The organism is Halomonas sp. TH-94, assembly GCF_057473365.1.
The window spans coordinates 62868-74829 of record NZ_JBYCKL010000017.1 but is presented as its reverse complement, the minus strand read 5'-3'; the positions used below and the strand labels follow the sequence as shown (position 1 = coordinate 74829).

10 protein-coding genes are annotated in these 11962 nt (G+C 64.3%); 2 read left to right on the top strand and 8 right to left on the bottom strand.

Going from position 1 to position 11962, the window contains the following annotated elements; all coding sequences use genetic code 11:
• The 6 genes from AC2VNO_RS03360 to AC2VNO_RS03335 all read right to left on the bottom strand — a co-directional run.
• Nucleotides 1-1283, bottom strand: a 1283-nt coding sequence (locus AC2VNO_RS03360) for a TRAP transporter large permease (RefSeq protein WP_486932815.1), incomplete at its 3' end; no start/stop codon positions are given.
• Entirely contained in the window at nt 1280-1780 is a 501-nt protein-coding gene (locus AC2VNO_RS03355) for a TRAP transporter small permease subunit (RefSeq protein WP_486932814.1), read from the bottom strand. The genes AC2VNO_RS03360 and AC2VNO_RS03355, both read right to left, overlap by 4 nt.
• Nucleotides 1781-1845: 65 nt before the next feature.
• Nucleotides 1846-2949 (bottom strand): TRAP transporter substrate-binding protein DctP, encoded by a 1104-nt coding sequence (gene dctP, locus AC2VNO_RS03350; protein WP_486932813.1) that lies wholly within the window; start codon nt 2947-2949, stop codon nt 1846-1848.
• Nucleotides 2950-3325: 376 nt separating this feature from the next.
• Nucleotides 3326-4696 carry a TRAP transporter large permease gene (locus AC2VNO_RS03345; protein WP_486932812.1) on the bottom strand — a complete coding sequence of 457 codons (1371 nt, stop codon included), beginning with the start codon at nt 4694-4696 and terminating at the stop codon, nt 3326-3328.
• Between the two features lie 21 nt (nt 4697-4717).
• Complete coding sequence (locus AC2VNO_RS03340; RefSeq protein WP_486932811.1) at nt 4718-5320, bottom strand: TRAP transporter small permease subunit; 603 nt, start codon at nt 5318-5320, stop codon at nt 4718-4720.
• An 89-nt stretch (nt 5321-5409) separates the two neighbouring features.
• Complete coding sequence (locus AC2VNO_RS03335; RefSeq protein ID WP_486932810.1) at nt 5410-6513, bottom strand: TRAP transporter substrate-binding protein; 1104 nt, start codon at nt 6511-6513, stop codon at nt 5410-5412.
• Nucleotides 6514-6801: 288 nt separating this feature from the next.
• On the opposite strand from AC2VNO_RS03335, the gene AC2VNO_RS03330 reads away from it, so the two are divergent.
• On the top strand, nt 6802-8943 hold the full coding sequence (locus AC2VNO_RS03330; protein WP_486932809.1) for a tRNA(Met) cytidine acetyltransferase TmcA: 2142 nt from the start codon (nt 6802-6804) through the stop codon (nt 8941-8943).
• Nucleotides 8944-9006: 63 nt separating this feature from the next.
• Nucleotides 9007-10485 carry an aminoacyl-histidine dipeptidase gene (locus AC2VNO_RS03325; protein ID WP_486932808.1) on the top strand — a complete coding sequence of 493 codons (1479 nt, stop codon included), beginning with the start codon at nt 9007-9009 and terminating at the stop codon, nt 10483-10485.
• 50 nt (nt 10486-10535) lie between these two features.
• Here the strand turns inward: AC2VNO_RS03325 and AC2VNO_RS03320 are convergent, their stop codons facing one another.
• Together AC2VNO_RS03320 and AC2VNO_RS03315 are read right to left on the bottom strand one after the other, a co-directional pair.
• On the bottom strand, nt 10536-11099 hold the full coding sequence (locus tag AC2VNO_RS03320) for a type 1 glutamine amidotransferase domain-containing protein (protein ID WP_486932807.1): 564 nt from the start codon (nt 11097-11099) through the stop codon (nt 10536-10538).
• 202 nt (nt 11100-11301) lie between these two features.
• A complete protein-coding gene (locus tag AC2VNO_RS03315) occupies nt 11302-11775 on the bottom strand; it encodes a Dps family protein (protein ID WP_486932806.1) in 474 nt (157 codons plus the stop codon).
• Nucleotides 11776-11962 lie beyond the last annotated feature (187 nt).

The window sequence follows — 11962 nt, the reverse complement described above, 5'->3', positions numbered from 1 at the left end:
GCCATCAGCACACAGGCCAGCACGATCAGCGCACAGAAGGGAATTACCGCCTTGTAGAGATCGATGATCTCCACCCCCTTGGGCGCCACCCCCTTCAAGTAGAACAGCGCATAGCCGAACGGCGGCGTGAGGAACGAGGTCTGCAGCACCACGGCCACCATGACCACGAACCACAGCACGTCGATGCCCATCTGGTTGACGATCGGCAGCATGATCGGGAAGCTCAGCAGCACGATGCCGGTCCAGTCGAGGAACATCCCCAGCAGGAACACCAGGAACAGCATCAGGATCAGCGCGCCGGTGGTGCCGCCGGGCATCGCCAGCACCAGGTCGCTGATCACGGTCATGCCGCCGCCGCGGGAGAACACCCCGGTGAAGGCGGTGGCGCCCACCAGGACCAGCATCACCATGGTGGTGGTCTTGCCGGCCTCGATCAGGGTGTTGAAGCAGGTCTTGAGCTTGCGATCGCCAAAGACCATGAACAGCAGGAAGGCGATGCCCACGCCGATGGCCGACGCCTCGGTGGCGGTGGCCACCCCGGTGAACAGCGCCCCCAGCACGCCCATGATCAGCGCCATGGGCGGCAGCACGTACTTGGCCAGCATGACCAGCAGCTGAGCGGTCGAGGTTTCGGCGCGCTCCTCGGTGGGCACCGGCGGGCCGTAGGACGGCTTGAGGTAGCAGATCACCAGCACGTAGAGCGCGTACATCGCCCCCAGCATCAGCCCCGGGACCAGGGCCCCGGCGAACAGCGCCCCCACCGAGACCGGCGAATAGCTCGCCATCAGGATCAGCATGATGCTGGGGGGGATCAGGATGCCCAGGCAGCCGCTGGCCATGATCACCCCGGTGCTGAGCTCCTTGTTGTAGCCGTGCTTGAGCATCGGGACCAGCGCGATCATGCCCATCACCGCGATGGACGCCCCGACGATCCCAGTGGTGGCGGCCAGCATCACCGAGACGATGACCACGGTGAGTGCCAGGCCGCCGCGCAGGTTGGCCAGCAGCAGGCGCATCACCGCGAACATCTTCTCCGTCACGCCCGAGTCGTTGAGAAAGCGTGCCATCAGCACGAACAGGGGAATGGCCACCAGGACATAGTTGTCCATGGCGTTGCCGAAGATATTGTTGATGATGGTGCCGAGCACACGCTCGCCGGGGCCCAGATAGGCGCCGATGACGGCCACGCCGCCCAGCACGAAGGCCAGCGGATGGCCCATGAACAGGCCGATCAGCAGCCCGCCGAACATCACCAGAGTGAGCAGTTCGGGACTCAGATTCATGCGGTTTCCTCCCGCAACTGCTGGATGGCGCGAATCACGATGGCGATGGCCTGCAACAGGATCAGCACGGCGGCCACCACGATCACGCCCTTGATCGGGTAGATCGGGATCGACACCACGCCGTAGGTGGTCTCGCCGCGGCTGTAGGAGCGCATGAAGAAACTCCAGCCCAGCGTGACCAGCATCCAGATGAAGGGCACGAAGAAGATCAGGTAGCCGAGGATTTCGAGGGCCGCCTGCTTCTTGCGCGACAGCAGGCGCTTGAGCACGTCGACCTCGACATGGGCATGATGGCGCAGGCCGTAGGCGGCCATCAGCATGAAGTGAGCGCCGAACAGCATCTTGGTGATGTCGAAGGCCCAGTCGCTGGGACGCCCGGTGAACAGGCGCAGGGCGATATCGTAGAGCACCACCAGGGTGATGACGGCGATCAGCGGTGCGATGATCCGCCCAAGCAGTTCGTTGAGCGTGTCGATCGCCTTGGCAATCGCATTCATGGATCAAGTCTCCGACGTCGAAACGGATGCCGCCCCGGGCGGAGCCGGGGCGGCGGGGATGAGCCTTACAGGCAGGCTTCGATCTCTTCCAGAGACGGCAGGTTGTCCATGGTGCGGCTCATGTTGAACGGCGCGGAGATGTCGCGCCAGGTGGCGTAGTGCTCCAGGTAGCTGATCATGGAGTGGTAGACCTTGGCGTGGTCCGGGTGCTCGCAGGCGCCGCGCAGGATCACGTCGTTGGTGAGCTCCTGAATGCGGTCGAGATCCTCGTCGGAGAGCTGGTTGATGGTCACGCCCGCCTCGATGAAGTTCTCGGTGCCTTCAGTGGAGCCGCGTTCGGACCACGCCAGCGACCAGGCCATGGTGGCGTCGGCAGCGATCTTGAGCTTCTCCTGGGTCTCCTCGGAGAGGGCGTCCCAGGCGTCGCGGTTGATCATCACGCCGAACACGCTGGCCGACTGGTGCCAGCCGGGCACTGACCAGTATTCGACCACCTCGGCGAAGCCGGCGTTGTAGTCCACGCCCGGGGTGGAGAATTCGGCGCCGTCGACCACGCCGCGCTCCACCGCCTGGTAGATCTCGCCGCCGGCCAGGGTGACCTGCGAGCCGCCGAGCTGTTCGAGCACGCGGCCCTGATCACGGCCGGAGAGACGCAGGCGCTTGCCGTCCAGGTCGGCCAGGCTCTCGATGGGGGTGCGCCCCATGAAGCCGGACTCGTTGTTGGTGATGCCATAGGGCAGATAGACCATGTCGTACTGGCCGTAGATCTCCTGATAGAGCTCCCAGCCACCCCACTGCTGAATCCAGTTCAGGTAGTCGACGCCGTTGAACAGCATAGTGGTGGTAGCCAGCGGCGAGAACGCCGGGTTGCGGCCGGCCCAGTAGCCGGGCCAGTCGCCGGCGGCCTCGATGCTGCCGGTCTCGGTGGCATCGAATACCTCGGTGCCGGGCATCAGGGTGCCACCGGCGCGGAATTCGATCTGCAGCTCGTCGCCGGCGATCTTGTTGACCAGTTCCACCCAGTGGCGGTCGATCTCGATCAGGTCGATGCTGTCCGGCCAGGTCGAGGTCATGGTCCATTGCTCTTGAGCCTGAGCGCTGGAAGCGAAAGCGGCCAGGGCGATGCCCGCCGCCAGTCCGGAGAGGGCGAATTTCGTCTTCATCTTCATGTCGTGCTCCCTTCTGGGTCTTGTTGTATTACCGCAATGAGAAGAAATTCTGCCAGGCGGCGCGCCGGATCCGGCTTCGACATGCTGAATGATCGGTCAGGCCGCCAGCAAACATCGACACGCTAGCATGTTGGGATGACAGGAATCGATAGCTTGCTCGGCAAGGTGCAGGGCGCTGGGGCGAGAGGGACGGACAAGGGGGCACGTTTACTTAAGCGGCAGGCGAAGTAGAGCTGCCTGTATTGCAAGGCAAAACGGACCTCGCTTGCCTGGCTGGCGCGAGGCGAAGCGCAAGGAGTGGGGAGACTAAAGTCTAAGCGAGCCGGTGGGTAGGCAAGATGGCGCCCGGGGAGGAACGGGCGCCATCATTGCCGCATCAGCCCCCGCCGTAGACCCTGGAGGGCAGCCAGGTGGCCAGCGGCGCGTAGAAAAATACCAGGAACAGCCCCAGCATCTGTAGCGCCACGAAAGGTGCCACGCCCTTGTAGATATCCATCGTACTGATGCCGGGCGGACAGACCCCCTTGATGTAGAACAGGGCAAAGCCAACCGGCGGCGTCAGGAACGACGTTTGCAGGCAGATGGCGAACAGGATGGCGAACCATACCGGGTCGACGCCGAGGCTGAAGACCACCGGGGCGACCAAGGGCAGGATGATCAGGGTGATCTCCACCCAATCGAGGAAGAAACCGAGCAGGAACACCACCAGCATGACGGTCAGCACCACCCCGGCCGGGCCGAAGGGTAGCCCGGTGATGGCGTCGCGAATCACATCGTCGCCGCCCAGCCCGCGCAGCACCACGGCAAAGATGGTGGCACCGACGAAGATACCGAAGATGAAGGCGGTGGTGCGGGTGGTCTGGTACAGCGCCTTGGAGACGATATCGAAGCTCAGGCGGCGATTGAACAGTGCGAGGAGCATGGCGCCCAAGGCACCCACCGCCGAGGCTTCGGTAGAGGTGGCAAAGCCGGTGAATATCGAGCCCAGCACCGCCACGATCAATGCCAGGGGCGGCAGTACCGCGATCAGCACATCGAGCAGAGCACGCGCATTCAGCGGCTGGCGATTCTCCGGAGCCGGCGCCAGGTCCTTCTTGAGATAGGCGGCGATCAGGATATAGGCGATGTACATCACGCCCAGCATGATGCCGGGAATCAGCGCGCCCATGAACAGCCGGCCGACCGACGCCGCCGAGGTGCCCAGGCGGTCGGCCATCAGCACCAGCATGATACTGGGTGGCACCAGTATGCCCAGCGTGCCCACCGAACAGGCGGTACCCACCGCCAGCGACTTGTTGTACTTCGCCTGCAGCATGGGGCCGATGGAGAGCATGCCCAGCAGCACCACCGAGGCGCCGACGATGCCGGTGGAGGCTGCCAGCAGCACGCCGACGATGACCACCGTTACCGCGTAGCCGCCGCGCAGGCCGCCCAGCACCCGCACCAGTGAGTTCATCAGGCGTTCGGCAATACCGGAGCGGTCGAGCATGATGCCCATGAAGATGAACAGCGGCAGCGCCACCATCAGCTCGTTGGCGACGATACCGTACAGGCGGCGGTCGAGAACGCCGATGGTGCCGCCCCATGAGAACCACAGATCGACCCCCACGTGTTCGACCAGCACATGACCGATGATGGCGAACAGGAAGCCGATGCCTGCCAGCGCCCATGCCACCGGAAAACCGACCAGCAGCAGCCCCATGAACCCGGCAAACATGCCGATGACGAGATATTGTTCGAGACTCATGATCTTCCTCGCTGAGGCGCGTTAACGATGGTCCACCGGGCGGCGCAGAGGCAGCTCGCGAGGAAAATTGAACAAGTAGGTGCAACAGCGCAGCGCTCGAGATGACAGGGCAATGGCGATCAGCGCCATGCCGATCGGCAGCGTACTCTTGATGATGAAGCGGTAGGGCAGGCCGCTCGGCGCCTGGGAGCGTTCGCCGCGCATGAAGGAGCGATAGGCATATTCGCCAAGGCCGTCGACCATGAAGTAGAGCACCGGCAGCACCAGCAACACGATACCCAGCAGTTCGACCCAGGCCTGGAAGCGCAGCGAGAACTTTTCGCGCAGTACGTCGACACGGACGTGATCGTCAGTGACCACGGCGTAGGCCAGGGTGAGGATCATGGTGGCACCGAAGAAGTGCCAGGAGAGCTCCTCCAGGGCGATGGAGCCCCGGCCCATGATGAAGCGGCTGAATACATTGGTCAGTACCACCGCCAAGGTGACCAGCCACAGCCAGGAAAGCAGTTTGCCGAGTACGGCGATACCGGTGTCGATAATGTGGCTCAGCCTGTTGGTAGGCAGCTGAGGGGGCGGTGTGAAGGCAGCGTTGGCTGACTCATGATCGACGTTTGGGGTGGACATCGAGGCGTGACCTCATCTAGCCGTGAGCGTTGCGATACGCAGCGAAGGGCCATGGAAATGGCCCTTCGCCGTTTGCGGGTGTGGCGAAATCAGTCCGACGAGGGTGCGTAGTAGGAGCGCGGCAGGTAGCCTTTGGCATGCCAGTTGCCATGCACTCCCATCCACTCACGCTGGCTCTCCAGGACGCGGGCGAAGAGCTCATCGTCGCTGGACATCTGCTCCAGCACCTCCATGGTCACCGCTTCGAGCTCGGCGAGGATCTCCGGCGACAGGGTCTGGGCGTTCACGCCTTCGGCTTCGAATTCAGCCAGCGCCTGGGGGTTCTCCCACTCGCTCTCGGAGAAGCCGAACAGGGTGGCGGAGCGACAGCCGGTTTCGATCTGGGCACGGCTCAGGTCGGAGAGATCGTCCCAGGTCTGCTTGTTCACCAGCAGGTGAGAGGTGGTATAGGTCTGGTGCCAGCCCGGCATGATGTAGTTCTGGACGATCTCCTGCATGCCCAGGATACGGTCGACCGCAGGCGCCGAGAATTCCAGCGCGTCGATGGTGCCGCGTTCCATGGCCTGGTAGAGCTCGCCCCCCGGCAGCATGGTGACCGAGGCGCCCAGGGTTTCCATGACGCGACCGCCGATGCCGGCGAAGCGAATGCGCAGGCCGTCGATCTGATCGAGCGACTCCAGCGGCTCGGCGAACCAGCCGGCGGCTTCCGGCCCGATGACACCGCACAGCAGCGCCTTGACGCCATAAGGCTCGTACACTTCCTGCAACAGGTCGTCGCCATCGCCGAAGTAGTGCCAGGCCATGAAGGCGGGCGGTTCCATGCCGAAAGGAGGTCCCGACAGCAGGGGCAGCACCGGAATGCTTCCCTGGTCGTAGCCGATCCACGTGTAGCCGGCCGGATAGCGCCCTTCGGACACGGCATCGAGGATCTCGAAGGGCGGAATCAGTTCGCCCGGCTCGTAGTAGCGCAGGTTGATATTGCCACCGGAGATCGCTTCCAGCGTCTCGGACAGGTGAACGACCGGCGTGCTCAGGCCCACCAGATGCGAGGGAAAGGCAATCGGAACCTGCCAGCGAACGCGCTCCTGGGCGTTGGCGGTGCTGGCCATGGCGGCGCCGGCCAGGATCACGGCGGCTGCCGTGCCGGCCAGCTTGAAACGTGCGGACCCCTTGAGGCCAGTTGAGGCTTGCATAGACGCGACTCCACTTGTTGTGACGGGTATTGTTCTAGGAAAGGCCTATTCCAGCGCAGAATTAGCCATGCTCACGGAGTTGAAAGCAATAATGGCAAATTGGTAAGACCAAATGGCGCTGGAAGTGATGGCACGGTCTCGCTCACGTTTCAGAGTGTAAAATCAGGCTTTTTGTCGTGATCTTCTGCAAAATAGCGGCAATATGGATGCGTTCTTTGCTTATGTTTAGCGTGCTTAGGCTATTTGCAGCGTTAAGAAGTGCGACCAATTGTTAATAGGAAAGGCCCTATGTCGAGCGACAGGCAAGGTGCGGGTGGGGTGCCAGAGGAACAAGAAGTACGGCGTTTAATAAATTGGTCAGACCAAATGGGGGCGAGAGGGTGGCGCGGCCTGGTATTGCTCGCTGCGACGGCCGAGTCGGCCCGGCGGCAGGCGCTGGCAGTGTGGCAGGCGCGCTCCTGGCGTTCATCCTGCTGGGTATCCCAGCACCCGCCCTTTGGCGTGCCAGGCCACGCCTGGATTCCCCCCGGCAAAGCGCGAGTGAGCCTGGGAGCAGAGCATGACCTGATCGTCTTCGATGCCGCCTGCGCCGAGGCGGCTTTCGATCCCGATGCCTTCGGTGCCCTGACGGGAACGCTGCGTGCAGGCGGCCTGCTCCTGCTTCTGCTGCCCCACGGCAAGTCGGGTATTGTTGCCGCCACGAGCCCTTATCTGGGGCGCCTGTCGAGACGGCTCGCCCAGGCGGAAGGGTTGGGGTGCTGGCTCCCCGGAGAGCGGCTCCGGCTGCCCGACCCTGGCCCAGGCCAGCCCCGTTGCAGCGATGCCTGCAGCGACCCCGACTGCCTGACGGACGACCAGCTTCAGGCGGTGAAGCGCCTGGTCGGCCTCAAACGGCGTCGTCCGCTGGTGCTGACCGCCGATCGCGGACGCGGCAAGACCGCGGCGCTGGGAATTGCCTGTGCACGACTGCTGGCGTCGCGGCAGGTCACGATCTGGGTCACGGCACCGCGGCCAGAGGCCGTGGCAGCGCTATTCGAACGGCTGGAGGCGCTGCGGCCGCAGGGGGGCCGGCAAGGGAATGTCTTTACCGATGAGCAGGGCGGACGCGTCGAGTTCGTTGCCCCCGATGAGTTGAGTGCCAGGGTCGAGCGAGGTGAGGCTGGCGGTCAAAGCAGCTGGCTGCTGGTCGACGAGGCCGCAGCCATTCCCGCTGCCCTGCTGGGACAATGGCTTGCGGCGTTCACCAGAATCGCCTTTGCCACCACCGTGCATGGGTACGAGGGTTCCGGCCGCGGCTTTGCCCTGCGCTTCCGCGAGCGGCTCGACCGGCAGGCCCCCGACTGGCGAGCTTTCCATCTCGAGGCGCCGGTGCGCTGGGCCGCAGGCGACCCGCTCGAGCGGCTGGTCGGCGACCTGCTGCTGCTCGACGCCGAACCACCCGCGGCGTCTCGCGCGCCGTTACAAGAGATCGACTGGCAGGGTTCGGTTCTGGCGACCGACGAGCCCGCCCTGCGCGATATCTTCGGCCTGCTGGTGCAGGCCCACTATCGCACCACGCCGAGCGACCTGCAGCGCCTGCTCGACGAACCGGAGCTCCACGTCAGGACCCTGCAGGATGGCGCGCGTCCCCTGGCGGTCGCGGTGTGTGCCGATGAAGGGGGCTTCGAGCCTGAGCTTGCCGAGCGGGTGGCTCGAGGCGAGCGGCGCCTGCCTGGCCATCTGCTGGCCCAGTCGCTCGCCGCCCATGCGGGTTCGAGAGCGGCGCTGATGGCGCGTCTGAGGCGGGTGCAGCGCATTGCGGTACATCCTCAGCGTCGGCGTGAGGGGTTGGGCAGGCGGTTGCTTGAGAGCGAACGAGACGCCGCGCGTGAGGCCGGTGTCGATCTGCTCGGCGCCAGCTTCGGCGCCGAGCGGGGCTTGCTGGCATTCTGGCAAACCCTGGGCTTCAGCCCGGTGCGGCTGGGGCTGTCGCGGGAAACCTCGACGGGAGAGCATGCCGTCATGGTGGTTGCGCCTCTTTCCCCCAAGGGGGCGGTCCTGGCCGAGGAGTTGGCGCAGCGCTTCCAGCGCCTGTTGCCGGCCCTGCTGGCCTTTGAACTGGCCACTCTCGATCCCGATGTGGCCTTGGCGCTGCTGGCCGAAGGACCGAGCCCTGCACTGGCGGCGGCGGAGCGTGCAGACCTCGCCGATGTCGCCCATGGTCGCCGCGAGCCGGCGCTTGCACGTCCGGCTCTGCAGGCCTTGGTCAGGCGCGCCGCCGTGGCCGGGCTGCCTGAATCCGAGCTTGCCTGGCTGGCCGCCTGGGCGTTCCAGGGGCGCGATAGCGTCTGGCTGGCAAGCCGCGCCGGGATCGAAGGGCGCCGGCAGGTCATGGCACGCCTGCGCGACGTCGTGGCCCGGCTGCTTGCCGATGAGTCGTCTTGGCGTTGAATGGGCTTTTCCCGGCGTTACCGGCCCGGTAAGGTAGGTCGGTTACCATCATGCAGACCCAACATGAACGAACATCTCGAGACTCTCTCGCCGCAGCCGCTATGGCGCCACTTTCGTACCCTCTGCAACACGCCGAGGCCTTCCGGCCATGAGGCCGAGCTGGTCGCCATCCTGGAAGCCTGGGCCGAGCGCAAGGGGCTGGCCCACGATCGCGACGATTACGGCAATCTGCGCTTGAGCAAGCCCGCCACGCCGGGTCATGAGGACGCTCCGGGAATCATCCTGCAGGGTCATCTGGACATGGTGGCCCAAGCCAACGCCGACCACCCTCACGACTTCACCCGCGACCCGCTCGACACTTATGTCGACGACGGCTGGCTGCGTGCTCGGCATACCACGCTGGGTGCCGACAACGGCCTTGGCGTGGCGGCGGCATTGGCGGTCCTCGAGGATGACAGCCTGGTGCATGGCCCACTGGAAGCGCTCTTCACCCTCGAGGAGGAGAGCTCCATGGGTGGGGCGCTGCAGCTCGCGGAGAACTGGCTGCAAGGCAGCGTGCTGCTGAATCTCGACTCGGAAGACCGCGGTGAAGTTTTCATCGGCTGTGCCGGCGGCGCGGACATCGTAGTCGAAGCTCAGCTGCCTACCGCTGAGCTGGGGTCCGATGAAGTGGCGCTGCAGATATCCTTGACCGGCCTGGTGGGCGGGCACTCCGGTATCGATATACACCGTGGCAGGGGTAACGCCAACCGGCTGCTGGTACGCGTGCTCAGGACGTTGGACGACTTCGATATCCGCCTGGTCAGCTATCGCGGCGGCACGCTGCGCAATGCCATTCCGCGCGAAGCCTTCGCTATCGTCGTGCTACGTTCGGATGAGGCGGCCGCGGCTGAGAGTCGCGTTCTGGCCCTTGAGCAGGAGCTGCGTGCCGAATTGCAGGGCGCCGACGAGGGGCTGGCCCTTGCCGTGTCGCGCCCGGTGGAAAAGCCCGCTCAGGCGCTCAATGCCCACGCCAGCAGCATGCTGCTGGCGGCGCTCAACGCGGCGCCGTACGGTGTGGAACGCATGAGCAGTACGGTGAGTGGCGTGGTCGAAACATCGAACAATCTGGGGGTGGTGAGCCTCGAAGAGGGGCGCTTCCATCTTTGTGCCCTGGCGCGTTCGCTGCGTGACAGTGCAGTGAACGACCTGGCCGATCGCTTTCGTGGGCTGTTCGAACTGATCGGCGCGCGTACCCGGGTCGAGAATGCCTACCCGGGCTGGACCCCTGTGCCCGACAGCGCGCTGCTGGCGCGCTTCCGCCGCCTGCACCGGCAGCATGTGGGCAGCGACCCTGCGGTCAAGGTGATACATGCAGGGCTCGAGTGCGGCATCCTGGGCGGCAAGTACCCAGGTCTGGAGATGATCTCGTTCGGCCCGTCGATTCGCGGCGCTCACTCCCCCGATGAGCGGGTCGAGCTGAGCTCGGTCGAGGAGTTCTGGCTGTTACTGCGAAAGCTGATCGAAGACCTGGCCGGCGATACGCCGGCCCAAGACGCCTGATGCTTGGCCGCCGCCCGCCTCGGCGGGCGGCGGTCATTCCGTAGCGTCATTCAGGCATGCTGGCGACTATGCTTACCCTCGGCGATCTCCTCGATCAGCTTGCTGCAGAACGCATCGAGATCGTCGGGCTTGCGGCTGGTGACCAGGCCGCTGTCGACCACGACCTCCTGATCCACCCATTCGGCCCCGGCATTGCGCAGGTCCTGTTCGATAGAGGGATAGGAAGTCATGCGACGACCTTTGGCCACGCCGGCGTTGATCAAGACCCAGGGGCCGTGGCAGATGGCGCCGACCGGCTTGTGGTCTTCGAAAAAGCGCCGTGTGAACTTCAGCGCCTGCTGGTTCTGACGCAGCGCGTCGGGATTGAACAGGCCGCCGGGGAGTTCCAGGGCGTCGTAGTCGTCGGCATCGACCTGATCCAGTTGGCGGTCGACGTCATAGGAAGGGCCCCAGTCGGACCCGGCCCAGGCGCGAATGGATTCCTTGTCCGGTGCGATCACGTGCACCGTGGCGCCTTCACGTTCAAGGGCAGCCTTGGGCTCGGTGAGCTCCGACTCTTCGAAGCCGTCGGTGGCCAGGATGGCCACGGTCTTGCCTTTAAGCTTCTCGCTCATGTGCTACCTCCTTGTCAGCAATGGCTGCCGGCCTGGCCGGCGATTGCCTTCGAATGCTCTTACAGCGTCGTGGTGAATGACGCCGACGGCAAGGGGGCTAATGTTGCGAATCGTCAGGGAAAATGGCCAGAAGTGGCAAAGTGTGACCTGACGCCGGACGTCTGCCCGGCGACAGGCCGTTCATGCAACCCTGATAGGTGGCTCAACCCAGATAGGCATTGAGCATCCAGACGGTTTTCTCCTGCTCGCGAATATAGTCGCCCGCCTGGGCTGCGGTGCCTTCGTCGTCGGCATCCGAGGCAAGAGCCAGCACTTCGCGCTGCAGTTCGATCAGGGTCTGATAACCCTTCAGCACGCCGCGTACGCAGGCCTTGCCGTCATGCACGTCCTTGTCCTCGCGGATCTGCGCCATCGAGACATAGTCGCTATAGGCATGAACCGGCGTGTGCCCCAGGGTCAGGATGCGCTCGGCCACTTCATCGACCTTGGTCAGCAGGTCGGTATAGAGCTCCTCGAACTTGGTGTGCAGTTCGAAGAACTGCGGTCCCTTCACGTTCCAGTGATAGCCACGAACGTTCATGTAGAAGATCTGGTAGTTAGCCAGCAGAGCATTGAGTTTCTCGGCGAGCTGGCCGGCGCTGTTCTCGTTCAGGCCAATGGCATTGGTGTCGCTCATGCGCGTACTCCTCTTTTTCGCGTGCGTGAATTCTATGGCGAGTCTACGTGTTGTTATGGTGGCGCTTAACCAATATCTCAACATCGGCATGATAGTGAGCCTGCATGGCGCCGAGTCCCGGCGGAGCCCGAGGGCAATTCGGAAGCCCAGCGACGCGGTTCGGGAACCCGAGCGGCATACAGGACTC

Coding starts and splice junctions, on each gene's coding strand:
- AC2VNO_RS03320 (WP_486932807.1), bottom strand. CDS start 11,099: ATGAGCGAGAAGCTTAAAGGCAAGACCGTGGCCATCCTGGCCACCGAC.
- AC2VNO_RS03335 (WP_486932810.1), bottom strand. CDS start 6,513: ATGCAAGCCTCAACTGGCCTCAAGGGGTCCGCACGTTTCAAGCTGGCC.
- AC2VNO_RS03345 (WP_486932812.1), bottom strand. CDS start 4,696: ATGAGTCTCGAACAATATCTCGTCATCGGCATGTTTGCCGGGTTCATG.
- AC2VNO_RS03330 (WP_486932809.1), top strand. CDS start 6,802: ATGTCGAGCGACAGGCAAGGTGCGGGTGGGGTGCCAGAGGAACAAGAA.
- AC2VNO_RS03355 (WP_486932814.1), bottom strand. CDS start 1,780: ATGAATGCGATTGCCAAGGCGATCGACACGCTCAACGAACTGCTTGGG.
- dctP (WP_486932813.1), bottom strand. CDS start 2,949: ATGAAGATGAAGACGAAATTCGCCCTCTCCGGACTGGCGGCGGGCATC.
- AC2VNO_RS03325 (WP_486932808.1), top strand. CDS start 9,007: ATGAACGAACATCTCGAGACTCTCTCGCCGCAGCCGCTATGGCGCCAC.
- AC2VNO_RS03315 (WP_486932806.1), bottom strand. CDS start 11,775: ATGAGCGACACCAATGCCATTGGCCTGAACGAGAACAGCGCCGGCCAG.
- AC2VNO_RS03340 (WP_486932811.1), bottom strand. CDS start 5,320: ATGTCCACCCCAAACGTCGATCATGAGTCAGCCAACGCTGCCTTCACA.